Raw genomic sequence first — 25,381 nt, 5'->3', positions numbered from 1 at the left:
GCCGTCGGCACGTCGTCGGACACCGTCACATTGACCGTGCCGGTCGCCTGGTCGCCGTCGCTATCGGTGGCAACCACGCCGACTTGGCCCAGATTGACCANNTCGTCGAGATTGATGCCGGGATGGGCATCGTAGTTGTTGTTCAGCGTCGCCGTCACCGTCGCCACATTGTTGGCAACCGACAGATCCAGCGTCACCACCGTCACCGCGCCGTCCTTGCCGACGACCTGGGTGTCCGACACCCGGGTCCAGGCCAGGTTGGCGCTGTTCAGCCCGCTCAAATCGGTGCCGAAGGCGATTGAGGCAATCGCATCCGAGCCCGGCGTGAAGGTGATCGAGTTCGAGGCAAAGTCCGGACCGGCCGGCGTCGAGCCGTCGCTCAGGTTCTGGTCGTCAAGCGCCAGCGTGATCGGAGCGCCAGCAACCGGGCCTGCACCGTCCGTGATCGTGAAGGCGATGTTGGCCGTCGACGTGTCGAGGTCGCCGTCCGTCACAGTGTAGGTGGCGTTGACCGCAACCGGACCCGAGCTGTTGTCGACCGAGGCATCCGGCGTGAACGCGTAGGACCCGTCCGCTTTCACCTGGATGCTGCCCGCGCCGATGTCGATCGATTGCGAGTAGCCCGTGCCGGCATTGAAGATCAGCAGCGTGCCGTTGACATGCGTCACCGTCGCGCCGTCGGCACCGGCGACGAAGTCCAGCGTTCCCGTCACCGCCGGAGCACCTTCCGCAACCGCCTGCGAGGCTTCATTCGCTGCCGTCGGCACGTCGTCGACGATGTTGACCGTAAGCGTGGCGTCGGTGCTCTGCAGATCCTGGTCGGTCAGCGTGACGTTGAAGTTCTCGAACAGGTTGTTGGTGCCCTGGGCGGCGGCATGCGCCTCGTTGTCGACCAGCGTGTAGGTGTAGCTGACCTGGCCGGTGGCGGCATTGTAAGCCGTCACATTGAGTGTGTTGCCAAATGCGGTGGTGAACGAGCCCGCCGTGAACACGCCGTTGGTAATGAAGGCGTTGCCGTCGATCGCCAGCGAGTTGATGCCGTCGGGAGAGGAGACGGTGAAGGTGCCGGCGCCGGTCTCGGCCGTGCTTGCAGGATCGGAGCCAGGCCCGCCGGGCGTGCCGACATTCAACGCCGCCTCGTTGACGATGACGTCGCCGCCATTTGCCTCCGGCGTCAGGTCGGTGATCACAGGCGTCGAGTTGCCAATCGAAATCGTCAACGTCGTGTGCGAGGTGTCGCCGTCGCCATCCTTGATCGTGTAGGTGAAGACGTCGTTGACGCCGCCGGGTGTGCCGGCAGCGCGCACATAGCTGTAGGAGCCGTCCGCCAGCAGTGTCAGCGTGCCGTAGGTGCCCTGGATCGGCGCGTTCAGCGTGACCGCATTGTCGACATCGGTATTGGTGTTGCCGGCCTGCACGCCAACCACAGTCGCGCCGTCGGCGCCCTTGGTGTCGGCAACGCCGTCCGTCACGTTGGCGTCACCGGCATCGGTTCCGCCAGCCAGTACATTGCCTGTCGCCGGGCCGAACTGGCCGGCCGCGATGCTGTCGATATCGGCGACTGCCGTCGGCACGTCATCGACGATGGCGACGGCAAAGGTGGTGCTGGCCGAATCGCCGTCGACGTCCGTGACGGTGATGCTGAAATTGTCCGGAACCGTGTCGTTGGGATCGAACCCGTTCGTGTGCTCTGGATGAGTGACCGATTCGGTGACCGTGTAATTGTATTCGATGGCACCCGTGCTCGGATTGTAGGAGACGATCGTCAGGAAGCCGAAATCGCCCGGGATCTGCTGGCCGACGCCGGTGACGGTGACGCCATTGATGACGATCGACCCAATTCCATCCGGCGCGTCGATGCTGATCGTTCCGATGCCGGAGGTTTCGGAGTTGCTTGGCGCGTCGCTGCCGGGAGATTGTGTCTGGCCGCCATCGAGGCCGGTTTCACTGGCCGCTTCGGTCGGGGCAAGCAATGACGTGGCCGTCACTGAAACCTGCCTGTCGACGATGGACGGGAACAGTTCGCGCCGCTCCAGGAGTCCAAACTGCAAGGCAGTCGGCGGCAGCAGTGCCGACAGGTCGAACCCGTCGCCAATGCCGCCGGGGGGAACCGAGAAATCTCCGCCTGCGCTTGAATTCGAACCGCCAGGACCAGCCGACATGGAACCGTCGGCGCCGAAGGCAACATCGACATGGCTGGCTTCGAGTGCCGCCAGCAGCGCAACGCGCGGCACCTCGACGTCGCCGATGATGAAGGTCGGCACATTCAGGGCGCCGTCCTTGATCACGATCACGGAGCCGTCGGCCTGTTCGAGCAGAAGGTTCTGGCCGTCGACCTTGATGTTGTCGATGGAGGCGTTGGCCGGAAGCCTCACCACATGGCTGGCGTCGGCTACATATTCGTGCGGCGCAGCTGCCGGCGGTGCCTTTGCTTCCGCGGGGGCTTCCGGCTTGACAGGCGCTCCGCCGCCGACATCGACCGGCACCGGTTCGGACGCTGCCGGCGCGGGCTGCGTCGAATTTGCCTGTGCGACCCGGATCTCCGCCGGTGATGCCTGATCGCCGTGTTCATTGGACACGGAATGCTCGTTCAAGGAAGCCGAAAAGCTGCCCAACTCGATATTGTTCGTCATGGCTGAAACCCCTCCGATATTTACCGGATAGAGACAGCGGCCACTTCTACTTTGCAACTGCCCCCTAATCTATTTCATATATTATGATATGCATTGCCCGGCATTTTTTACACGTGGTAAACCGCTACAATATAACCTGTTATATGTAGGTTTCTGGAGACCTCCTTGACGGATAGCTGGTCGGCAATTTTCCGGTAAACCAAAGTATAAATTTGAATAAAATTTTAAGCAAAATGGATGAAGACAGTTGCTGGATATTTATCCACCTTCCTTTCCAATAATTTGAGACAAGATTGGTAGCGTCCACAGTCAAAGGTGGGCGTTATGAAAAAGCAAAAATCAGTTCCGGGAAAAACCCGGCTCCAGATGCTCCTGCTGGCAATCGGGCTTGTCGGCTTGGCGGGGCCGTCATTCGCGAGCGATATCGCCGCATCCGGCAGGCCTCCGGAGAAGGTCCAGACGCCACCCAGTCTCGGCGGTGTTTCGCTGGCGAGGCCCCAGCCCTGGCAGCCTGCGGGCGCTTACCGGATCGGTCTGGCCACCGGCAGCTATGGCCCAAATATTGGCCGCGGGGATGGCTCGTCAACGGCGCGAGATGACGCCGGGATAGATCCGCTGCAGACCGCGTCGATCATTCCGGGGGTCTTCGGATCGGTTGCCTTGTCCATGCGTAATTTTCCCGTCGCGGCTCGCTGGGCGCCCGTCTACCGGGCAATCGCCGCCTGTTCGGCAGGCAGCCCCTGCGAGCACAAGAGCGCGGCTTTTGCCGGCATGATCGCCGCCGCACAAGGCAAGGGATTCAGCGAGAAGCTGTCCTTCGTCAACAGCAGCGTAAATCGCCTGATCGCCTACAGGAAAGACAGCGTCGTCTACGGCAAGCTCGACCATTGGGCGAAGCCTTCGGAGATTCTCGAGCGGCGAGCCGGCGATTGCGAGGATTTTGCCATCCTCAAGATGACAGCCCTGCTGAGGGCCGGCATTCCCACGCAAAGCATGGCGCTTGTCGTCCTCCAGGATCGCAAGAGAGGCTTCTTTCACGCAGTGCTGTCGGTGAGCACAGGCAGCGGCACCTTCATTCTCGACAGCCTCAGCAACACTGTCGTGCGTGACAGCGATCTTCCGGATTACGTTCCGCTCTATTCGTTCAGCACGGACCGGGCCTGGATCCACGGTTCAAGACCGGGCGGAGCCCAGATGGCCGACATCAAGGGCGGTTTCGCAACCGTCGCCCCCGGCGAAGGTTTTCAGCCATAGGTTTCGGCCGGATTGGCGATGCATCCAGGGCAATTCCGGGAACTGCCCTAGCCGCCGAAGACGAACGCCATCAGCAGCTCCGGCTCGAGCACCGGAGCCCGCACCGCATTCAATTGTCCCCGGTATCGACGGTCGCCCGCGCCGATGACAAAACCGGTGGCCACCGGCGATTCGCCATTGGCATCGAGCCGCGCAAAGATGTCGGCCACATTGAGGTCCAGCGCCAGCTTGAGGTCGTGCCGTGCGTCATCGCTTGGGGCGATCGGCAATTGGCGTTTGACCAATTGCTGGAACGGCGCGTTGAACGACAGGATCTTCTTCGACGAAGCCAGGGCAAAGGCGGGAGACGGGCAAGCGACCAGTATGGCGTTGATGGTGTTGATCGATGCAAGCTTTCGCAGGGTCAGGTTTTCGTCACCCAATCCACGCATGCAGGCCACCCGGATCGCGGATGTCAAATTGCCTGTCTGTGCCTGGCTTTCGGCGATCTCGTCGATGAGCATGCCGATCGTGCACTTCCTGCTTTCGGCCATCTGCTTCAGCGACATCCAGAATGCCCGCTCCAAACGGATGCCGCGTCGTATGCCGCCGCGCGCCACAACCCGAAACTCCAGCCCGAAATCCTCCGCGGCAACTGGCGGAAGCAGCCGCTCGCGATCGGAATGACGAGGGCTGGCGCTACCGCTCACTCATCGCCTCCTCGCGCGCCTTGTTGATCGGCTTCAGGAGGTAGTGCAGGATCGTCTTGCGTCCGGTCTTGATGTCGACCGAGCAGATCATTCCGGGAATGATCGAATAGGCCTTGCCGTCTCTTTGAAGGGTCGATTTGTCCGTCGCCACACGCACCTGATAGTAGGGTTCCCCCGTTTTCTGATCGACCAGGCTGTCGGCTGTGATGTTGGAGACCTTGCCCTCGATGCCGCCAAAGATCGAGAAATCATAGGCGGTGACCTTGATAAGGGCTACCTGATCGGGGCGGATGAACGCGACATCCCTTGGCGAGACCCGTGCCTCAACCAGCAACGTCTCGGAGGTCGGCACGATGCCGGCCACGACGGCGCCAGGCTGGACGAAGGCGCCTACCGTGTTCAGCTCCAGCGTGTTGACGATGCCATCCACGGGAGAACGGATATCGGTGCGCGCGACCTTGTCGGTGGCTCCCCTTATGGTCTCATCCACCACCGAAAGCTCCGCCAGCGCCTGGGTCAGGTCGTCCAACGCCTCCTGCTGCAATTGCAGGCCGAGTTCCTCGACCTGAAGCTGGGCTTCCGTGATCGACGATTTGATCTTCTTTATCGTTTCGCCCGCAAGGTTCAGCTGGCCGTTGAGTTCGGTCTGTTCGCGCTCCACCCGGAGCTGCTCGGTCCTTGCCATCAGACCTTTCTTGACCATCGCGTCGACCAGTTTTGCCTCCTGGTCGCTGACGACCAGGTTTTTGGTCAGACGGTCGGAATTGGCCACCGCCTCAGCCAGTTCCCTCTCGCGCTGGTCAAGGCGTGACTTGAGCACGGACAGCTTGTTGTCGAAGTTCCCGCGCCGGGCGATGAGCAGCTTCTGTTCATTGTCGCAGATTTGCGGAGCGACCGACTGGATGTCCTGCGGGCACGGAAATGGGCCCGAGAGATTGCCGGCCTGTTCGTATTTCAGCCTTGCTATGCGCACTTCCAGCGCGCGCGCCTTGGCCTGCTGCTCGCCGAGACTGGACGTGTTGAGCGTGTTGTCCAGACGGATGATGAGATCGTTCTTCTTGACGACCTGGCCAATCGTCACGGCGATTTCCTGAACGACACCGGCCTCACTCGCCTGAATGATCTGGGTCTTGGAAGCGGGTATGACCTTGCCGTCGCCGCGTGCGATCTCATCGACTTCGGCAAAGGACGCCCAGGCGACAAAAACGACGAAGAGCGCTCCGATGATGAATATGGACGCCGACGCAAACAGCGGCGGTCGGTCTTCTCTGGCAAGCATTTCCCACGCCCCAACGCATTGGATGCAGCAACATCTGTTTTGTCAGGCGCTTGTTTTCTGCAACGCCTGTATGACTTGGTCCTTCGGTCCGTCGGCCACGATCTTGCCCTGTTCGATAACGATCAGGCGGTCGGCCAGTTCAAGCATGCTGAACCGATGTGTCGAGACGATCAGCGTGGTGTCGCGGTCGAAGGCGACCTTGAGCTGCTTGATCAACTGGCGTTCCGATGCGAGATCCATCGAGCCCGACGGCTCGTCCAGAAAGACGATTTTCGGTTTGGTCAGCAGCAGGCGTGCGATTGCCACCGTCTGCCTCTGGCCGCCGGAAAGATTGGTGCCGCGCTCGCCGACATTCATGTCGTAGCCGCGCGGGTGGCGTGAAACGAAATCGTCGACGCCGGCCGCCTTTGCCGCTTCGATGATCTGTTCGTCCGTAGCCTCGGGGCATGCCATCAGGAGGTTTTCCTTGATGGTGCCCGAGAACAGGTCGCCGGCCTGCGCAACGATGCCGACCGCGGCGCGAACCTCGGACGGGTGATACTGGCGAATGTCGATCCCATCGAGCAGCAGCTCACCGGAAGTCGGCAGGAAGAGCCGGCCGATCAGCCGCCCCATCGTCGTCTTTCCCGATCCTATGCGGCCGATGATGCCGATCCGCTCACCGGGCTTGACCGAGAAATTCAGGCCGGTCAAAACCTCGTTTTCCGAGCCTGGATAGACAAACCCGACATTCCTGAACACCATCGCCCCCTTGCGGATGGGGCGGTTGACGAAGCCCACCGTGTCGGGTCGATCTTCCGGTTGAGCCATGATCGAGTTCACCATTCTCAGCGAGAGCATGGCCTGGCGGAACCGGGACAACGTTATGGCGATCTGGCCGAGCGGCGCCACGGCCCTGCTCGCCAGCATCACCGTTCCTATGATTGCTCCTGTCGAAACATGCCCTTCCGAGAAGGCATAGGCGCCGGCCACGACCAGGGCGACGGTCACCAGCTGCTGTATGGACTGGGTGATGTTGCCCGCCGCCGCCGAAAGCTGCTTGATCTTCTCGGACGTGTTGGCGGCGTTCTTGGAGTGCTCTCCCCATTTTCGCAGCAGATACGCCTCGGCGCGCAGCGACTTGATGGTCTCCAGCGTGGAGATCGATTCGACCAGCAGGGCCTGGCGCTGCGACGCTTCGTTCATCGAGGCGGCGACGCGCTTGCCGATGCGGCGCTGGGTGACCAGGCCGACGATGACGGACATCACGAAGGCCAGCGCCGGTATGATCACCAGCCAGCCGCCTATCGCATAGATCACAAGGAGAAAGACGAAGACGAATGCCGTGTCGATGAACACGCTTATGGTGTTGGAGGTGAAGAACTCCCTGACGAATTCATACTGCGTGACCCTGTTTGCGTATTCACCGGTCGAGCCGGGGCGCGCCGACAGCGACGAGTTCAGCACTTTTTCGAACAGCAGATAGGATATCCGGAGATCCGCCTTGCGCCCGGCATAGTCGATGAGCGAAGCCCTGGCCGTCTTCAAAAGCAGGTCGAACAGTATGACCGCACCGATGCCGAGAGCCAGGACCCACAGTGTCGATATTGCCTTGTTCGGCAGGATCCTGTCGTAGACGTTCATGGTGAAGATCGGCGAGGCTATGGCCAGCAGATTGATGAACACCGCCGCCAGGACAACTTTCGAGTAGGTGCGCCAGAAAGCGCCCATCGTCCCCGTAAGCCAATGTCTCCGCTCGATCCTGGCGGCCGAGCCGACCGACATGGTCTCGGCGGCATTGGCATAGGTGATCGAGAAGGAAGCGCCGCCGCTGATGTAGCTGGCGGCCAGTTCCGATCGGCCGATCGTGGTGCGGCCGTCTTCCTGGGGCGCGGTGATATACGCATCGTCTTCGCCCAGAGCGAGCAGGGCAACCGGCAATTGGCTGACCCGAAAGACGATTGCCGGCAGGTCGATACGCCCCCTGAGGAAATCGCGGTGGTTGAACTCGGTAACTTCCAGGCCGATGCGTTCGGCAAGGTGCCTGATGTCGTCGACCGCAATTCGCGTGTCCGAGAGCGGCACGCCGGCAAACAGCACGGTCTCCGCGCTCGGCCTGCCGAGATATCCGGCAACGGCCGAGAAGCAGGCCTTGAACGCCTCCTTGGGGGAGAGGATGTTGGGTTGCTGGTTCACGATCTGCCCGTCAGGACGCTCGCTGGACCTTGCGTCGTCTTATTTCTTCCTCACCGGGGCGAGAATATCGAATGGCAGGTCGTTCTTCTGCTCCGATGGCGTCCGCGCGTAGGTTTCGGTGTCCGCGGTTTCCGGTGTTGCAAACTCGGTGCGCGCATAGGCTGTCGCTTGCTTTGCCGGCTCGAGATTCATCGTTTTCAGCAACTGTCCGGTCGCGGCCAGAAGCCGGTACTGGGCAAACAGCGATGCGTAGGACGCGGTATCCGCCAGCGTTGCCGTGTTGAACCGCGTATTCTGCGCGTCGAGCACATCGAGCAACGAGCGCTGTCCGACCTTGAACTGCTCGCGATAGGAAGCAACCAGCTTCTCATTGGCAGCGGCTTGTTGCCTCAGGGTCTTTGCCAGATCGGCTTGCCGGAAACGGCGATCCCAGGAGGTGCGAACGGCTTCCTCGATTTCGCGCTGGACCTGATGCAGCGCGAGACGCTGTTCACTGGTGCGGCGGATCTGTTCCTGCTCGTTGGCCTTGTCGATGCCACCACGGTAGAGGTTCCAGCGCAGGACCACGCGCGCCTGCAGGTCGGTGGTGTCGCCATCGTCGCCGTCAATGTCGGTTCCTGCCCGGGCCCGACCTTCAGCGATGATGGAGGGGCCAAATTTTGCCCGCGCAGCGTCCACGAGGGAGGCCGCCGCGTCGATGTCGCTGTTGGCCATGTGTACGCGCGGATTGCTTTCCCGCGCTAACCCTATCGCGTCGTCGAGCGAGCGCGGGAGTGCGGCCGAGACATCGCCAGGCCTCGAAGGGCTGGTCAGTGGCTTTCCGACGGTTTTGAAGAAGCGGATCTTGGCCGCTTCCAGTTCCTCGGTCGCCTCCTGCATGCGCGCCTTGGCGGCGAACAGCCGTTCCTCGGCCTGTTGCCGGTCGGCCTCGTTCAGCGCGCCGCCCGAGATGCCTTGCCGGATGTCGCCAAGAATTGCCTGGTGGAAACCGAGATTTTTCTTCGCTTCGGAGACGATCGACGCCTGCAGCATATACTCAAGGTAGTCCTGGACAACGGACAGCCCGATGAATTCGGACCGTTCCAGCACCCGGAATGAAGCGCCGTCGACGCGCGATGCCTGGCGGTTCAATTCGGCCCGCCTTGCGCCACTATCGTAAAGCGTCTGCGAAACGGTGAGATCCGTTTCAGCCGGATAGAGCGCATCGTCTTCGATGGAAAGCGAGCGCCGGGACGAATTGTCGAGCCGGCGAACGCCAGCCGATGCCTCGACATCGACACTGGGAAGGTAAAGGCCCTTGGCCTGCCGCAACTCGAACTCGATTGCTTCGCGGTTCTCGATCGCCTGTCCAATCTCGGGATTGGATTCCACCGCGACAGCCATCGCCTCCTTGAGTGTGAGCGCGTGAGCACTCCCGCAGGTCAGCATGGTGGCCGCCATCAAAAGACCAAGGCGCCTGCCTATGGTCGACATGTTTGTCGTATTCATCAATCCCACCCTAACGTTTCCCCAGCGTCCTTTTCAGAGCGCTAACCAAGCCAAGGCCTAGCCGTCGGTGGATTATTCACAAATTCATGGAATATGTGAGCGATTATTTATTTAGCAGACGCTAAATAGGCTTTTTAGGCAACAAGGCTGCGAGATGTAGCAAAAATAGCACATAACGTCGGCCCGCTGTGGTTGTATCCGGACGCCGCACTTTGCAGGATAATACAGAAAAACACCGCGCTGTGGGCCGATATGGTCAGTATCACGGCCGGTTCGGAGAGCGGCCGCCGGGATCCCAACCGGGAGTTGCAGTATTTTCATGCGCGCCACCTTGGGTGCCGCTCGCTCGTTACGCCATAAGCCGGTCAGCGGTACCTTTGCCGCAGGTCAGCTCAACTAGCGAGGCCGGCCGGGCACACGCGGCCCGCACAATCCGGCGGCATGACCGGCTGCATTGCCTTCTGCAATCGCTCGCTGGATAGTCTCGGCATGTTGGAGACCCTGGCGACTCACTGGCCGCAAATTCTGGCGATCATCTCAGTGGTGATGGCGACGGCTGGCATCGTCCATGCCGTCATGACCAAGGAAGATGTCCGCGCCGCCACCGGCTGGGTCGGCGTGATGGTGCTGTCCCCGATCCTCGGAGTGCTGATCTATGCCGTCGCCGGCATCAACCGCATCCGCCGCGCCACGATCACCGCCCAGCGCCCGTTTGCCGACGGCGCTGTGTCCGCCAAGCATGAGCGCGACGTTGCCGTCGAAGAGGCCCTGATCGTCGAGCGGTACGGGCAACGGTTCACGGGCTTGCGGACACTCGGCGACAGGGTGGCGCGGCGCGCGCTCAACCCTGGAAATGCAATCGATGTGCTGGAGACCGGCGACGAGGCCTATGCCGCCATGTGCGCGGCGATCGATGGCGCCGAGCGCAGCGTCCTGCTCGAGACCTATATTTTCGACAATGACGCCGTCGGCCTGCTCTTCGTCGAGGCGCTGGCCGGCGCCGTCCGGCGCGGCGTCACCGTCCGCGTGCTGATCGATGCCGTCGGCGCCCGCTACTCCGTGCCGAGCATCCTGGGGCATTTGCGCGAGGCCGACATCCCCGCCGATGTCTTCAACGGCAACATCGTCATGGGCCTGCGCCTGCCCTACGCCAATTTGAGGACCCACCGGAAGATCCTGGTGGTCGACGGCATCGCCGCCTTCACCGGGGGCATGAACATCCGCAAAGGCTTCTCCGCCGAATTCGCCGGCTCCAACAGCGCCAGGGACACGCATTTCCGGGTGACCGGTCCGATCGTCGCCGACCTCTTTTCGGTCGCCGCCGAGGACTGGCGCTTCGCCACCAACGAGGCGCTGAAGGGCGACGCCTGGCGCATTGCCCCGCTGTCGCCATCGCCAGGCGCACCGATGATGGTGCGGGCGGTCGCTTCCGGCCCGGATGCCAGCAACGAGACCAACCACAAGCTGCTGATCGGTGCATTCTCGGTCGCCCGCAAGTCGATACGCGTGATGTCGCCCTATTTCCTCCCGGATCGGGAACTGATCAGCGCGCTGATCACCGCTGGCAGGCGCGGGGTCGAAATCGACATCGTGGTGCCGGCGGTGAACAATCTTTTCCTCGTCGACCGCGCGATGATGGCGCAGTTCGATCAGGTGCTCAAACACTATTGCCGTGTCTGGCGCACCGAGGGACCGTTCGACCATTCGAAGCTGCTTTCGATCGACGGCGTGTGGGCCTATGTCGGCTCTTCCAATCTTGACGCCCGATCGCTGCGGCTGAATTTCGAGATCGACCTGGAAGTGCTCGATGCCGGCTTTGCCAGCGAGATCGAGGCGCGGATCGGGTCGGCGATCGCCTCCGCCGTGCCGGTAACGCTGGAAGCCTTGCGAGCCCGGCCGTTTCTTATCCGGCTGTTCGACCGGGCATTGTGGCTCGGTTCACCCTATCTCTAAGGCGGAGATGCGCTTGAGGAACTCGTCTGTCATGGAACATGCGCCGAAATTGCCTATTTTGACTATATCTTGCTTCTGAATTGAAGCCAGCGAGGACGAGCAGCACAGAGATGCACAGAATTGGACGCAGCCTCCCGGCAAGCATGCTTCTCTCCCTTCGTGACCGCCGGATGCAGAAGGCCAACGCCGCCGCACTCAAGACGACAGCCACCACCGGCACGCTGGTCGCCTCCTACAATGTCCACAAATGCATCGGCGTCGACAGGAAATTCGACCCGGAGCGGATCATCCGCGTCATCCGCGAAATCGATCCGGATGTCATTGCGCTGCAGGAAGCCGACAACCGCTTCGGCGACCGTGACGGGCTTCTCGACCTGCCCCGGCTCGAACGGGAAACCGGCCTGGTTCCGGTGCCGATTTCGGCCACCGGCAAGGGCCATGGCTGGCATGGCAACGTCTTGCTGTTCAAGAAGGGCGTCGTTCGCGACGTGCACCAGATCAAGCTTCCGGGGCTGGAGCCGCGCGGCGCGGTGGTGGCGGAGATCGACCTCGATGGAAGCCGGACGCTGCGCATCATCGCCGCCCATCTTGGCCTGCTGCGCCGCTCGCGCTCCCAGCAGGCGCGCGTCGTGCTCGACCTGATGAACAGCCCGGACGAAAGACCGACCTTGCTGCTCGGCGACCTCAACGAATGGCGGCTTGGCAACCGCTCCGCTCTCAACACGCTGCATGCGACGTTCGGCCCGCAGCCGCCGGCGGTCCCCACCTTCCCGTCGAACCTGCCGCTGCTGGCACTCGACCGGATCATGGCCAACCGGCATGGCATGATTGCCGCCATCGATGCGCATGACACGCCGCTGTCACGCGTTGCCTCCGACCACCTGCCGCTGACGGCCTTCGTGCGCCTGGAGCGGGTGGACGATAACGCCTTGATGTCTTCCGCGTCGCAAAGTGTGTAAAACTAAGCGGAACGCCCGGTTCTTCCGCGAGTTAACATGTCTTGAACACGCAGGAGGACGAGATGAAAAAGCTGATTCTGGCTTCCCTGTTGGCATTGGCCGCGACAGCGGCGATCACTGTGCCGACGCAGGCGGCAAGCGTGACCATCCAGTCCGACAATGGCGACCGCTATTTGCCGGATGACGATTCCGATAGTGGGATCGTTGTTCGCCGTCATCACCGCGATCGCCATTATGACAATCAGTATGATGGCGACCAGAACGTTCAGTATGACAATGGCGAATACCGGTACGGCGAATATCGCCGCCATCACCGGCATCACCGCTGCCATATCGAACTGGTCAAGCATTGGCGCCATCACCACAGGGTGATCGAAGAGGTCCGCGTCTGCGGCTGATCCCGATCGGGCCAACCGGCCGGCGAGAGCCGGCCGGTTTCATTGCGCACGTCGGCTGACGAAATAGCGCTGACGTGAGAGGCGGTGCTGGACCGCGTCGAACTCGTGGTAGCCAGCACGCGCACCGGACCGTGCCCAGCAAAAACTGCAAGGATCGGCCGGCCGGCACTGCTCAAACCTGTCCAAGTGTTAATTCGACTTGGGTCGGTTTCGGCCATAATGGTTGATGGGGGTGAGAGATGCCGCCATGGACCAGCCGTTGGAAATGCCCCTGCAGACGACTGTCGTGCCACGACGTTCGCGCGGCTGGATTCCCTGGCTGATCTTTGCCGCCATTTTCGCTGCCACCGGCGCCTATCTCTACCAGCGACCGCATGTCGAGGCCAAGCAGCCCGGCGGCAGAAGAAACGCGCAGCCGACGACAATCGGCGCCGCCGTGATCGAAAAAGGCACGATGGACGTCACCATCTATGCGCTTGGCACGGTGACCTCGCTCTCCACCGTCACTGTCAAGCCGCAGGTCACCGGTCCGCTCGTCCAGGTGAACTTCAAGGAGGGTCAGGACGTCAGCAAGGGCGATTTGCTGGCCGAAATCGACCCCCGCCCCTATCAGGCGGCGCTCGACCAGGCGCAGGGCCAGCTGGCGCGCGACCAGGCCATGCTGAGGGATGCCCAGCTCGATCTCGCACGCGACCAGACGCTGGTGGCGCAGGGCGCGGCAACGCACCAGACGCTCGACGCGCAGGTCGCCCTGGTGGCGCAGGATGCCGGCTCCATCCAGGTCGATCAGGCCATGGTCCAGACCGTGACCCTCAATCTCGACAATTGCCGCATCCTGGCTCCGGTCGACGGTCGCGCCGGCCTGCGCCAGGTGGATCAGGGCAACTACGTGACCCCTGCCGATACCAACGGCATCGTCATCATCACTCAAGTCCAGCCGATTAGCGTGCTGTTCACCGTGCCCGAGGATGAATTGCCCGCGATCGCGCAACGCATGCGGCAGGGCGCCACGCTGCCCACCTCCGCGTTCGACCGCGGCGGCAACAACAAGCTCGCCGACGGCCAGCTTGAAACCTTCGACAGCCAGATCGACCAGAGCACCGGCACCATCAAGCTGCGAGCCGGCTTCGCCAACGAAACGCGCGTGCTTTATCCGAACCAGTTCGTCAACGTCGAGTTGCTGGTCGACGAGCACAAGGACGTGGCGATCGCTCCGATCGCCGCGATACAGCGCGGCGTGCCCGGCACCTTTGTCTATCTGGTCAACCCCGACAGCACCGTCTCCGTGCGCAAGGTGACCCTTGGCGTCACCAATGGCGAACGCGTCGAGATCCTCTCGGGCCTGAACCCCGGCGACCGCGTCGTCGTCGATGGTGCCGACAAGCTGCGCGACGGCGCCAGCATCAATTTGCGGCAGGACGGGCAAGCACGGACACCCTCGCAGCCCTCAACGCCTGCGCCAGCAGGGTCAGCGCCACAGCCGCAAGCGCAGGCACCGGAGCAGGCCGCCCCTGGTGCGCCGAAGCCGGACGACACGGGCAGGCACAAGGGCCAGGGCCGCAAGCATCGTCACGCGGAGTCGAGGCAGGCGGAGTCCGGGCAACAGCAATGAGCCCGTCGCGAGTCTTCATCCTGCGGCCGGTGGCGACGTCGCTGTTCATGGTCGCCATCATGCTGTCCGGCCTGCTGGCTTACAATTATCTGCCGGTGTCGGCGCTGCCCGAGGTCGATTATCCGACCATCCAGGTGCATACCTTCTATCCCGGCGCGAGCCCCGACGTGATGACGTCCTCGGTCACGGCGCCGCTGGAGGTCCAGCTAGGCCAGATAGCCAACCTCAATCAGATGAACTCGGTCAGTTCGGCCGGCTCCTCCGTCATCACGCTGCAGTTCAGCCTGGCGATCTCGCTCGATGTCGCCGAACAGGAGGTGCAGGCCGCCATCAATGCCGCCGGCAATCTGCTGCCGGCCGATCTGCCGGCGCCGCCGATCTATGCCAAGGTCAATCCCGCCGACGCGCCGGTGCTGACGCTGGGCCTCACCTCCAAGACGATGCAACTGCGCGATGTGCAGCAGCTTGCCGACACCCGGCTGGCGCAAAGGATTTCGCAGCTGCCGGGCGTCGGCCTCGTCAGCCTCAGCGGCGGCCAGCGCCCGGCCGTGCGCGTCCAGGCCGATCCGCGCAAGCTCGCAGCCTATGGTCTCAATCTCGACGATCTGCGCACCACGCTGGGCAGCGCCAATGTCAACACGCCGAAGGGCAATTTCGACGGGCCGTCGCGGGCCTACACCATCAACGCCAATGACCAGCTGAAGAGCGCCGACGAATACCGTTCGCTGATCGTTGCCTACAAGGATGGCGCGCCGGTGCGGTTGAGCGATGTCGCGGATGTGGTCGACGCCACCGAAAACAACAGGCTGGCGGCCTGGATGAACAGCACGCCGGCGATCATCGTCAACATCCAGCGCCAGCCCGGCGCCAACGTCATCGACGTGGTCGACCGCATCAAGGCGCTGCTGCCGCAATTGCAGGCCTCGCTGCCCAGCGCCGTCGATGTGAAGGTGCTGACCGACCGCACCACCACCATTCGCGCCTCGGTCCGCGACGTCGAGTACGAACTGACGCTTTCGATCCTGCTGGTCGTGCTGGTCATCTTCGTCTTCCTGCGCAGCGCGCGCGCCACGCTGATCCCGAGCCTCTCGGTACCCCTGTCGCTGGTCGGCACGCTTGGTATCATGTACCTGTTCGGTTTCAGCCTCGACAACCTCTCGCTGATGGCGCTGACCATCGCCACCGGCTTCGTCGTCGACGACGCTATCGTCGTCATCGAGAACATCGCGCGCTATGTCGAGGAAGGGGATACGCCGCTGCAGGCGGCGCTGAAGGGCTCGCAGCAGATCGGCTTCACCATCATCTCGCTGACCGTCTCGCTGATCGCGGTGCTGATCCCGCTGCTGTTCATGGGCGATGTCGTCGGCAGGCTGTTCCGCGAATTCTCCATCACGCTGGCCACCACCATCCTGATCTCGGCGATAGTGTCGCTGACGCTGGTGCCGATGGCCTGTGCCAGGTTGCTCAAGCCGTTGGCGGCGGTGCGCGAGAACGCCCTGCAGCGCGCCAGCCGCGACTTCTTCGACTGGGTGATCCGGGGCTACGGCCACGCGCTGACCTGGGTGCTCGACCGGCAGACGCTGATGCTGCTGGTGGCGGCTGCCACGCTGGTGCTGACGGTGGCGCTCTACGTGGTCATCCCCAAGGGGTTTTTCCCGGTGCAGGACACCGGCGTCATCCAGGCGATCACCGAGGCGCCGCAGTCCATATCCTATGCCGCGATGGCCGAGCGTCAGCAGCAGCTTGCCGCCGTCATCCTCAGGGATCCCGATGTCGACAGCCTGTCCTCCTTCATCGGTGTCGACGGCACCAACACCACGCCCAACGTCGGCCGCATCCTGATCAACCTCAAGCCGCATGAAGAACGCACCGCCGATATCACGCAGGTTATCGCCCGCCTGAAGCAGGCCACCGCCGCGACGGCTGATGTCACCCTCTACATGCAGCCTGTGCAGGACTTGACCATCGACGGCACAGTCAGCCGCACGCAGTATCAATTCGTGCTGCAGGACGCCAATCCGGACGAGTTGACGCTATGGACGCCGAAGCTGCTGGCTAAGCTCAACACGTTGCCTGAGGTCGCCGACGTCGCCAGCGACCTGTCGGATGCCGGCCTCGCCGTCTTCGTCGACATCGATCGCGACCAGGCCGCGCGCTTCGGCATCACGCCGGCGACGATCGACAACGCACTCTACGACGCCTTCGGCCAGCGCATCGTCTCGACCATCTTCACCACATCCAGCCAGTACCGGGTCATTCTCGAGGCAGATCCATCATTGCAGGATTCGCTGAAGGCGCTGTCCTCCGTCTACCTGCCGTCATCGAGCGGCGGCAGCCCGGTGCCGCTCTCGGTGGTCGCCAGCACCCATGTCGCCACCGCCCCTCTCCAGATCACCCATATGGGGCAGTTCCCTGCAACCACTGTCTCGTTCAACCTCGCGCCTGGCGTGTCGCTCGGCAAAGCGGTCACCGCGATCCAGCAGGCGCAGAGCGAGATCGGCATGCCGCTCAGCGTCATCACCAGTTTTCAAGGAGCGGCGCGCGCCTTCCAGGCTTCGCTCGACAACACGCTGTTCCTGATCCTGGCCGCGGTGATCACCGTCTACATCGTGCTCGGCGTGCTCTATGAGAGCTTCATCCACCCGATCACCATCCTGTCGACGCTGCCTTCGGCCGGCATCGGCGCGCTGCTGGCGCTGATGATCGCCGGCGAGGACCTGACCATCATCTCGATCATCGGCATCATCCTGCTGATCGGCGTGGTCAAGAAGAACGCCATCATGATGATCGACTTCGCGCTCGACGCGCAGCGCAATGAAGGCATGGCGCCGCGCGAGGCCATCTACCAGGCCTGCCTGCTGCGCTTCCGCCCGATCCTGATGACGACGCTGGCGGCGATGCTGGGCGCACTGCCGCTGATGCTCGGCACCGGCGTAGGCTCTGAACTGCGCCATCCCTTGGGCGTCACCATCGTCGGCGGCCTGCTCGTCAGCCAGTTGCTGACACTGTTCACAACGCCGGTCATCTATCTCTGGTTCGATCGCCTTGCCGCGCGCCTGCAAGGCATCGAGCCCAGCCTTCCCCGTGCCTATGGTGCGGACGCCGCGCCATGAACCTGTCGGTCCCCTTCATCCGGCGGCCGGTGGCGACAACGCTGCTGACCTTCGGCCTGCTGGCGGCCGGACTGGTGGCGTTTCCGCAATTGCCGGTGGCGCCGCTACCCGAGGTCGACTACCCCGTGATCTCGGTACGGGCATCGCTGCCGGGCGCCAGCCCGCAGGTGGTGGCAAACACCGTTGCCAGCCCGCTCGAACGGCATCTCGGCGAGATTGCCGACGTCAACGAGATGACGTCGTCGGCCAGCGTCGGCAGCGCACGCATAACGCTGCAGTTCGGCCTCGACCGCGACATCGACGGTGCGGCGCGCGATGTCCAGGCCGCGATCAACGCGGCGCGCGCCGACCTGCCGTCCAGCCTGCATTCCAACCCGACCTATCGCAAAGTCAATCCGGCCGACGCCCCGATCCTCATCCTCACGCTGACCTCGGACACGCTGTCCAAGGGCCAGCTCTACGATGCCGCCAGCACCGTGCTGGCGCAAAAGCTTTCGCAGGTCGACGGCATCGGCGAAGTGTCGGTCGGCGGCAGCTCGCTGCCGGCGGTGCGTGTCGAGCTCAATCCGCAGGCGCTCTACGACTACGGCATCGGGCTGGAAGATGTGCGGGCAGCCCTCGCCTCGGCCAACGCCCACAGTCCCAAGGGCGCCATCGATGCCGGCCCGCAACGTTATCAGATTTACGCCAATGACCAGGCGAACAAGGCAGACGCGTATCGCTCGCTGGTGGTGGCCTATCGCAACGGCGCACCGGTGCGGCTTTCCGACATCGGCCAGGTCAACGATTCCGTCGAGAACATCCGCAATGCCGGCCTGGTCAACGGCAAGCCGGGCGTGCTGATCATCCTCAACCGCTCACCCAACGCCAACATCATCGCCACGGTGGACCGGGTGAAGGCGCTGATGCCCTCGCTGCGCGCTTCGATCTCACCGGCCATCGATCTGTCGCTGGCGGTCGACCGCTCGACCACCATTCGCGCCTCGCTATGGGAAGTCGCGCAGACGCTGATGATCGCCATAGGCCTGGTGATACTGGTCGTCTTCGCCTTCCTGCGCGACGTGCGCTCCGCACTGGTACCTGTTGTGGCGGTGCCGGTTTCGCTGGTCGGCACGCTGGGTGCGATGTACCTGCTCGGCTTCAGCATCGACAATCTGTCGCTGATGGCGCTGACGGTGGCCACGGGCTTTGTCGTCGACGACGCCATCGTCGTGCTCGAAAACATCTCCCGCCACATCTCGGCCGGCATGGGCCGCATCGAGGCGGCGATCAAGGGAGCGCAGGAAGTCGGCTTCACGGTGCTGTCGATGAGCCTCTCGCTGATCGCCGTGTTCATCCCCATCCTGCTGATGGGCGGCATTATCGGCCGCCTGTTTCGCGAATTCGCCATCACGCTGTCGGCCGCGATCCTGGTCTCGCTCGCCATTTCGCTGACCACCACGCCGATGATGTGCTCGATCCTGCTGCGCCCCGAAGGGGAACGCATGCACGGCCGCCTCTACCGCTTCAGCGAGCGCGTCTTCGACGCCATGCTGGCAGGCTACCGCCGGTCGCTGTCCTGGGCGCTGGATAACCCGCTGCTGGTCATGGCAGTGCTCGCCGCGACGCTCTGCCTCAACGGATATCTCTACGTCACCATCCCCAAGGGGTTCTTCCCGCAGCAGGACACCGGGCGGCTGACCGGCTCGATCCAGGCCGACCAGGCGACCTCCTTCCAGTCGATGTCGCAGAAGCTCAGCCAATTCGCCGGCATCGTCAGCAAGGACCCGGCCGTGGACGCGGCGGTCGGCTTCACCGGCGGCGGCCAGACCAACTCGGGCTCGATGTTCGTGTCGCTGAAGCCGCTGGCCGAGCGCAAGGTCTCCGCCGACCAGGTGATCGCCCGGCTGCGGCGTGAACTCGCGGTGGTGCCGGGCGCCACCCTCTTCCTGCAGGCGGTACAGGACATCCGCGTCGGCGGGCGTCAGTCGAACGCCCAGTATCAGTACACATTGCAGGGCGACAGTTTCGACGAACTCGCGCAGTGGGCTCCCAAACTGGCGGCGGCGCTGCAGACGGAGCCGAAGCTCACCGATGTCAACAGCGACCAGCAAAACAAGGGCCTGGAGGCGGACATCGTCATCGACCGCGATACAGCGACGCGGCTCGGCATCACCGTCGGCCAGATCGACAACACGCTCTATGACGCCTTCGGCCAGCGCCAGGTTTCCACCATCTATGTCCAGCGCAACCAGTACCACGTCATCATGGAGGTGGCGCCGCAGTACTGGCAGAACCCTGAAGCGCTGAAACAGGTCTATGTCAGCACCTCGGGCGGCTCGGTGCATGGTTCGCAGGCCAGCAACGCTGTCGCCGGCACGTTCGTCACGCCGGGACAGTCGAGTAGCGCCACGCCCGCCGCGACCGATGCCGCGCGCAACCAGGCGACCAATTCGATCACCAGCACCGGCAAGACCGCCGCCTCGACCGGATCGGCCGTCAGCACCGGCACCGAGACGATGGTGCCGTTGTCGTCACTGGCCCGCTATGGCCCCGGCAGCACGCCGCTTTCGGTCAACCACCAGGGTCTGTTCGTCGCCACCACGCTGTCGTTCAACCTGGCGCCTGGCGTGGCACTCAGCGACGGCGTGGCCGCGATCAACGCGGCGACGGATCGCATCGGCATGCCCGCCACCATCCATGGCGGTTTCCAGGGCACGGCCCGCGTGTTCCAGGATTCGCTTTCCGACCAGCCGCTGCTGATCCTTGCCGCGCTGATCGCCGTCTATGTCGTGCTCGGCATCCTCTACGAGAGCTATGTCCACCCGCTGACCATCCTCTCCACCTTGCCCTCGGCCGGCGTAGGCGCATTGCTGGCGCTGACGCTGTTCGACATCGAGTTCTCGATCATGGCGTTGATCGGCATCATCCTCCTGATCGGCATCGTCAAGAAGAACGCGATCATGATGATCGACTTCGCGCTGGCCGCGGAGCGCACCGAGAACAAATCGGCGCATGATGCGATCCGCCAGGCCTGCCTGCTGCGCTTTCGCCCGATCATGATGACGACCATGGCGGCGCTGTTCGGCGCCGTGCCGCTCGCCATCGGCCTCGGTGAAGGCAGCGAGCTGCGCCAGCCGCTCGGCATCGCCATCGTCGGCGGGTTGATCCTCAGCCAGATCCTGACCCTGTACACGACACCGGTGATCTACATCTATGTCGACCGCTTCGGCCGCTGGTGCCAAAAGCTGCGGTCCCGGGCGCAGCGTCCCTGGCAGCCTGGTATTCAGCCGGGAGAATGAGGCCGGCCATGGCATGCCGGCTCTTTGTGCGATCACAATCTGTCAACTTTCCGTTCCTTGCCGTCTAACGGATTGGAACACCCCTATATGGATGGTGCGGGCCACGAACCGCCGGAGATGACAGGATCATCGCGACGCGACGGAGCGGACGGCCCGTGTTCGGAAAGCGATATCCATACCGCTTTTCCCGTTGAAGGGAGGCGCGACCATGCGCAGTTTCACACCAAGGATCATAGCAATCGCACGTCGTTTAGCTTCTGCGCCGGCAGCACCACCCGCACCAGCGCATAGCCGGCCCGTCCATATTCGGTTTCGAGTTTTCGCGCCGCGGCAAAGATTTCCGCCGCCGTCACCGTGCGGTGCGCAAGGCCGGCAACGATCTTGCGTGTTGCGTCAGCCATGTCGGGCAAGCCGCCTTCGACGCTGACATCCGTCAGCTTGACCTTGAGCTTCTCGGCACCCGCCGGCGCCTCGAGGCCCCCACCTTCGGGAATGGAAACGCCTGCCGTGTTGGCCGCCGGCGGCGGCCGAAAGCTGGGCGGCGTAATCTGGCTGGCTGTCTGCGCAAACGCGCCGGCTTGAAGCCACAGGCACGCCGAGACGGCAAACAGGATCAACCATCCCTCACGGACTGCCAGCCCACCGAAAACTGGGCGACAGTCGTTATCCCTGCCAACCGCGATCTTGCTTGTATACTTCACTCAATCACTCGTCCTTCGAGGTAGAACTCGGCAAAGCTTCGCCACCGCGCGAGATTTCATCGCTCGTTAATTGGCTTCTGCTTTCGAACTCACTTCCGGGAAGGCGTGCCCCCGCCGCTCGGATTTCGCGGAAACTATGCCGCGCTCAGGTGAACGTCAATTCAACGGGCGGCCGTCCGGCTGACTATTATTGGGAGGGGTTTTCCAAGCCATAGCAACCGGTTAGCGGACCCTACCATGAAACGGTCGTGGCCGGCGCCATGTTCGGGTTGGGCTTGCTCTTCGCATTTGGTGCCTCTGGACACAGCTATCGAAGGCTGGAAAATGTGGACGCGACTCCGCTGTTGGAGTTAACTCGAAACATGAGGAGGATGGCGCTGAATCTGGAAGACATTGCCGGCCATCCGGCCCTGCATCGCTGTGTTCAGGCACAGTCGTTGGCGCTGATCAACATCTATGAAACGAGCCCGCGACTGGCTTCCATTTTCGCCACGCAGCAGCGTTGGCTGATGGGGCATGTCGGCCTTGCCATGCATTTCAGGCGCGATCCGCACGACCGCCGCAAGGAGCTGACGGTATCGCGTTTCATCGAGTTCGTACACCAGCACGCGGTGGCCAGCCGCAACACGGCGGACGCTTTCATCAAGGAGATGCTGCATTATCATGTCGCCGAGTATGTTTCGGGTGGCGACGGGCGCACGCACCCCTTGCAGCCAACGGCGGCAACCGTGCAGACTTTCACCGGCTGGGTCCTTGCCCATCTGCAGACGCTGGATCATCTCGACGGTGGCAACCGGCTGGTCAGGTTCCTGGAGCGGCCCGACATGGTTGCCGGGCTGCAGCCTCTGGTGGCGGACGGCCTGCTTGCCTCCAAGCCGGTGCGCGAGCCCAACCAGACCTTTTCCCTGTTCATCTGGCTCAACAATGGCGGCATTGTCATGGATTGGCTGATGTCGGGCATCGACCCCGATCATGCCGGCCTGGACCGGATTCCGACCAGCGTGGTTTCGATCGGAGATTTCGCCAAGTGGCTCAAGCTGTCGCGGACCCACCTTGCCCGCAAGCTGCGCGCTGCCGAGAATCTCGGCAGCATCGGCTGGCTCGGCCAGCGCGGCCATTCGGTGATGTGGGTATCGAACACCTTCTACCAGGAGTACATGACCGTCCAGGCCGCCAAACTGGCCATTGTCGATGCGGCCTTCGACGCCTGTTTTCCATCCCCTGAAGACCGCTGAAGGATCGGCGCGATCGATATCTGCCCAGGCCGCGAACATGGTCTACTGGCGAACATAAGCTGTTATACGCCGGGCGCGTCTGGACATGGGCCGTGAAGACTGAAAATGTGATCTGCGTCTTCGCGGCCGTAAGGCTGGATCGGAGCATGGGGGGAATGACGCAGACCATTGACCATATCGCCGGTCACCCGGCATTGCATCGCTGTGTCCGCGCCCAGGCGCAGGCGCTGATCCAGGCTTATGGGATGAACCCTCGGCTTGCTTCGGTGTTCGCCACCCAGCAGCGCTGGCTGATGGCGCATATCGGCCTTGCCCTGCATTTCAGGCGGGAGCCCGATGACTACCGCAAGCAACTGACGGCGGCGCGTTTCATCGACGTGATCCGCCAGAATTCCGTCGCCAGCCGCAACACCGCCGACGCCTTCGTTAAGGAAATGCTGCACTACGATTTCATCGAGTATCTGCCGGCAACACAGGACGGCCGCATCCGCCCCATTCAGCCAACGGTGAACACGCTGGATACGGTTGCCGGCTGGATGATGGCGCACCTGCACACGCTGGACAGCCTCGACGGCACGAACCGCCTGGCGACGTTCCTGGAACGGCCCGACGCGCTCGCCAGGGTGCAACCGCTGGTGGCCGACGGCCTGATCTCCTCCAGCCCCGTGCGCGAGCCCAAGCAGACCTTTTCGCTGTTCACCTGGCTCGACAATGGCGGCGTCGTCATGGACTGGCTGATATCGGGCGTCGATCCCGACCATGCCGGCCTGGCTGAAATACCGACCGGCGTCGTCTCGATCGGCGATTTCGCCAAATGGCTCAAGCTGTCGCGAACCCACCTGGCACGCAAACTGCGGGATGCCGAAGACCTCGGCAGCGTTGGCTGGCTTGGCCAGCGCGGCAATTCGGTGATGTGGGTGTCGGGTGATTTCTACCGGGAGTACATGACCGCCCAGGCCGTCAAGCTGGCTATCATCGATGCAGCGTTCGTCAAGGCCTTTGACTCCCCGGCAGGCAGCTGACCGGTGGGCATCCCCCTGCGGGGATGCCCAAGCTAGCGAGCCCTTCAGTCGATGTCGAACGACACGCCCTGGGCGAGCGGCAGCGCCTTGGAATAGTTCACCGTGTTGGTGGCGCGCCGCATATAGGCCTTCCATGCGTCGGAGCCGCTCTCGCGGCCGCCGCCGGTTTCCTTTTCGCCGCCAAAGGCACCGCCGATCTCGGCGCCCGAGGTTCCGATGTTGACATTGGCAATGCCGCAATCCGATCCGTCGACCCCCAGGAAACGCTCGGATTCCTGCAGGTCCCGGGTGAAGATGGACGACGACAGGCCCGCCCCCACGGCATTGTGCTCGTCGAGCACGGCGTCGAAATCCGAATATTTCATCACATAGAGGATCGGTGCGAAGGTCTCTTCCGTCACCGGGGAAACCTGGCTTGGCATTTCGACCAGCGCCGGGTGCACGTAGTATGCATCCGGATGGCCGTTCTCGACCCGCGTGCCGCCGGTCACCTTGCCGCCATGGGCGGCGGCTTCCTTCAGCGCCTTTTGCATGGCGTCGAAGGCCGCCTTGTCGATCAGTGGCCCGACCAGCGAGGAGGTCTCCAGCGGATTGCCCACAGACACACTCTCGTAGGCCTTCTTGAGGCGCGGAACCAAGGCGTCGTAGACGCTGTCATGCACGAACAGGCGCCGCAGCGTCGTGCAGCGCTGGCCGGCCGTGCCCATCGCTCCAAAGGCAATCGCGCGCAGCGCCATGTCGAGATCGGCGGTCGGGCAGACGATGCCGGCATTGTTGCCGCCGAGCTCCAGCACAGCGCGCGCAAAACGCTTGGCCAGCCGCGGGCCGACGTCGCGGCCCATGCGGGTCGAGCCGGTCGCCGAAACCAGCGGCACTTTGGGGTGATCGACCAGGATCTCGCCGACTGCGCGGTCGCCGATCAGCACCGGCGCCAGGCCATCGGGAGCGTCAGCGCCGAAGCGCTTGACCGCACGCTTGAAGATGGCCTCGCAGGCAAGTGCGGTCAGCGGCGTCTTTTCCGACGGCTTCCACACCACCGCGTCGCCGCAGACCAGCGCCAAGGCGGCATTCCACGACCACACCGCGACCGGGAAATTGAAGGCGGAAATGACGCCGACGACGCCGAGCGGATGCCAGGTTTCCATCATCCGATGGCCCGGGCGTTCGGTGGCGATGGTCAGGCCGTACAATTGCCGGGAGAGGCCTACGGCGAAATCGCAGATGTCGATCATCTCCTGCACTTCGCCGAGCCCCTCGGACGGGATCTTGCCGACCTCGATCGAGACCAGCCGGCCAAGCTCGGCCTTGTGCGCGCGCAGTTCCTCGCCGAGCAGCCGCACCAGTTCGCCACGCCGCGGGCCCGGCACCATGCGCCAGGCCTGGAAGGCCTTGTGCGCGGCATCGATCACCTTGGCCGCGTCAGCCGGCGAGATCGTCTTCAGCGCCGCGATCTGCTCGCCCGTCACCGGGCTGCGCACGATCAGGTCGCCGCCGACGAGCGCCTCCTTGGCCACACCCAGTTTCGCCAGCAGTTCGGTCGTTTCCTTGCCTATCGTCATTCTTGTCCCTTTCAGATTCCGTCGCTCATA

The 25,381-nt window shown here is 63.1% G+C and carries 16 protein-coding genes; 9 read left to right on the top strand and 7 right to left on the bottom strand.

Features of this window, described 5'->3' with window-relative positions; all coding sequences use genetic code 11:
- Positions 1 to 2,162, bottom strand: a 2,162-nt coding sequence (locus MESCI2_RS1000000139280) for a beta strand repeat-containing protein (protein ID WP_430981676.1), incomplete at its 3' end; no start/stop codon positions are given.
- Between the two features lie 795 nt (positions 2,163 to 2,957).
- On the opposite strand from MESCI2_RS1000000139280, the gene MESCI2_RS0121010 reads away from it, so the two are divergent.
- Positions 2,958 to 3,887 carry a transglutaminase-like cysteine peptidase gene (locus MESCI2_RS0121010; protein ID WP_027038295.1) on the top strand — a complete coding sequence of 310 codons (930 nt, stop codon included), beginning with the start codon at positions 2,958 to 2,960 and terminating at the stop codon, positions 3,885 to 3,887.
- A gap of 47 nt (positions 3,888 to 3,934) precedes the next feature.
- On the opposite strand, the gene MESCI2_RS0121005 is transcribed toward MESCI2_RS0121010, so the two are convergent.
- Genes MESCI2_RS0121005 through MESCI2_RS0120990 form a run of 4 tightly spaced genes read right to left on the bottom strand, consistent with a single transcriptional unit; the run spans position 3,935 to position 9,518 of the window.
- Positions 3,935 to 4,576, bottom strand: a complete 642-nt coding sequence (locus tag MESCI2_RS0121005) for a ribbon-helix-helix domain-containing protein (protein ID WP_027038294.1) — start codon at positions 4,574 to 4,576, stop codon at positions 3,935 to 3,937.
- A complete protein-coding gene (locus MESCI2_RS0121000) occupies positions 4,566 to 5,855 on the bottom strand; it encodes an HlyD family type I secretion periplasmic adaptor subunit (protein WP_027038293.1) in 1,290 nt (429 codons plus the stop codon). The genes MESCI2_RS0121005 and MESCI2_RS0121000 overlap by 11 nt, the downstream gene beginning before the upstream one ends.
- Positions 5,856 to 5,897: 42 nt before the next feature.
- Positions 5,898 to 8,030, bottom strand: a complete 2,133-nt coding sequence (locus tag MESCI2_RS0120995; RefSeq protein ID WP_027038292.1) for a type I secretion system permease/ATPase — start codon at positions 8,028 to 8,030, stop codon at positions 5,898 to 5,900.
- A gap of 39 nt (positions 8,031 to 8,069) precedes the next feature.
- A complete protein-coding gene (locus MESCI2_RS0120990; protein WP_027038291.1) occupies positions 8,070 to 9,518 on the bottom strand; it encodes a TolC family protein in 1,449 nt (482 codons plus the stop codon).
- A gap of 489 nt (positions 9,519 to 10,007) precedes the next feature.
- Between MESCI2_RS0120990 and MESCI2_RS0120985 the strand changes: the two genes are divergently transcribed.
- The 6 genes from MESCI2_RS0120985 to MESCI2_RS0120960 all read left to right on the top strand — a co-directional run bounded on the left by MESCI2_RS0120985 (position 10,008) and on the right by MESCI2_RS0120960 (position 20,834).
- Positions 10,008 to 11,471: a phospholipase D-like domain-containing protein gene (locus MESCI2_RS0120985; RefSeq protein WP_027038290.1), complete on the top strand. Its 1,464-nt coding sequence runs from the start codon at positions 10,008 to 10,010 to the stop codon at positions 11,469 to 11,471.
- Positions 11,472 to 11,581: 110 nt separating this feature from the next.
- On the top strand, positions 11,582 to 12,430 hold the full coding sequence (locus MESCI2_RS0120980) for an endonuclease/exonuclease/phosphatase family protein (RefSeq protein WP_027038289.1): 849 nt from the start codon (positions 11,582 to 11,584) through the stop codon (positions 12,428 to 12,430).
- A gap of 62 nt (positions 12,431 to 12,492) precedes the next feature.
- Positions 12,493 to 12,828: a hypothetical protein gene (locus tag MESCI2_RS0120975; RefSeq protein ID WP_027038288.1), complete on the top strand. Its 336-nt coding sequence runs from the start codon at positions 12,493 to 12,495 to the stop codon at positions 12,826 to 12,828.
- A 247-nt stretch (positions 12,829 to 13,075) separates the two neighbouring features.
- Entirely contained in the window at positions 13,076 to 14,440 is a 1,365-nt protein-coding gene (locus MESCI2_RS0120970; RefSeq protein ID WP_027038287.1) for an efflux RND transporter periplasmic adaptor subunit, read from the top strand.
- Complete coding sequence (locus MESCI2_RS0120965; protein WP_027038286.1) at positions 14,437 to 17,553, top strand: MdtB/MuxB family multidrug efflux RND transporter permease subunit; 3,117 nt, start codon at positions 14,437 to 14,439, stop codon at positions 17,551 to 17,553. Before MESCI2_RS0120970 ends, MESCI2_RS0120965 begins: the two co-directional genes overlap by 4 nt.
- Positions 17,550 to 20,834: an efflux RND transporter permease subunit gene (locus MESCI2_RS0120960; protein ID WP_027038285.1), complete on the top strand. Its 3,285-nt coding sequence runs from the start codon at positions 17,550 to 17,552 to the stop codon at positions 20,832 to 20,834. Before MESCI2_RS0120965 ends, MESCI2_RS0120960 begins: the two co-directional genes overlap by 4 nt.
- Before the next feature lie 230 nt (positions 20,835 to 21,064).
- On the opposite strand, the gene MESCI2_RS0120955 is transcribed toward MESCI2_RS0120960, so the two are convergent.
- On the bottom strand, positions 21,065 to 21,535 hold the full coding sequence (locus MESCI2_RS0120955) for a POTRA domain-containing protein (protein WP_245270405.1): 471 nt from the start codon (positions 21,533 to 21,535) through the stop codon (positions 21,065 to 21,067).
- A gap of 371 nt (positions 21,536 to 21,906) precedes the next feature.
- Here MESCI2_RS0120955 and MESCI2_RS0120950 point away from each other — a divergent pair, with 371 nt between their 5' ends.
- On the top strand, positions 21,907 to 22,770 hold the full coding sequence (locus tag MESCI2_RS0120950) for a hypothetical protein (RefSeq protein ID WP_027038283.1): 864 nt from the start codon (positions 21,907 to 21,909) through the stop codon (positions 22,768 to 22,770).
- 155 nt (positions 22,771 to 22,925) lie between these two features.
- The gene (locus tag MESCI2_RS0120945) at positions 22,926 to 23,792 is read left to right on the top strand and encodes a hypothetical protein (protein WP_032901095.1); all 867 of its coding nucleotides are present in this window, start codon (positions 22,926 to 22,928) and stop codon (positions 23,790 to 23,792) included.
- A 44-nt stretch (positions 23,793 to 23,836) separates the two neighbouring features.
- Here the strand turns inward: MESCI2_RS0120945 and amaB are convergent, their stop codons facing one another.
- Positions 23,837 to 25,351 carry an L-piperidine-6-carboxylate dehydrogenase gene (gene amaB, locus MESCI2_RS0120940; protein ID WP_027038281.1) on the bottom strand — a complete coding sequence of 505 codons (1,515 nt, stop codon included), beginning with the start codon at positions 25,349 to 25,351 and terminating at the stop codon, positions 23,837 to 23,839.
- Positions 25,352 to 25,381: the final 30 nt, after the last annotated feature.

Source organism: Mesorhizobium ciceri WSM4083 (assembly GCF_000519305.1).
GTDB lineage: Bacteria > Pseudomonadota > Alphaproteobacteria > Rhizobiales > Rhizobiaceae > Mesorhizobium > Mesorhizobium ciceri_B.
This window is presented reverse-complemented; position numbering and strand designations above follow the sequence as displayed.

Bases quoted from the DNA above. Each gene is read 5' to 3' on its own strand.
- MESCI2_RS0120960 (WP_027038285.1), top strand. From the start codon at position 17,550: ATGAACCTGTCGGTCCCCTTCATCCGGCGGCCGGTGGCGACAACGCTG.
- amaB (WP_027038281.1), bottom strand. From the start codon at position 25,351: ATGACGATAGGCAAGGAAACGACCGAACTGCTGGCGAAACTGGGTGTG.
- MESCI2_RS0120945 (WP_032901095.1), top strand. From the start codon at position 22,926: ATGACGCAGACCATTGACCATATCGCCGGTCACCCGGCATTGCATCGC.
- MESCI2_RS0120990 (WP_027038291.1), bottom strand. From the start codon at position 9,518: ATGAATACGACAAACATGTCGACCATAGGCAGGCGCCTTGGTCTTTTG.
- MESCI2_RS0120970 (WP_027038287.1), top strand. From the start codon at position 13,076: ATGGACCAGCCGTTGGAAATGCCCCTGCAGACGACTGTCGTGCCACGA.
- MESCI2_RS0120965 (WP_027038286.1), top strand. From the start codon at position 14,437: ATGAGCCCGTCGCGAGTCTTCATCCTGCGGCCGGTGGCGACGTCGCTG.
- MESCI2_RS0120985 (WP_027038290.1), top strand. From the start codon at position 10,008: ATGTTGGAGACCCTGGCGACTCACTGGCCGCAAATTCTGGCGATCATC.
- MESCI2_RS0120975 (WP_027038288.1), top strand. From the start codon at position 12,493: ATGAAAAAGCTGATTCTGGCTTCCCTGTTGGCATTGGCCGCGACAGCG.
- MESCI2_RS0121000 (WP_027038293.1), bottom strand. From the start codon at position 5,855: ATGCTTGCCAGAGAAGACCGACCGCCGCTGTTTGCGTCGGCGTCCATA.
- MESCI2_RS0121010 (WP_027038295.1), top strand. From the start codon at position 2,958: ATGAAAAAGCAAAAATCAGTTCCGGGAAAAACCCGGCTCCAGATGCTC.
- MESCI2_RS0120950 (WP_027038283.1), top strand. From the start codon at position 21,907: ATGGCGCTGAATCTGGAAGACATTGCCGGCCATCCGGCCCTGCATCGC.
- MESCI2_RS0120980 (WP_027038289.1), top strand. From the start codon at position 11,582: ATGCACAGAATTGGACGCAGCCTCCCGGCAAGCATGCTTCTCTCCCTT.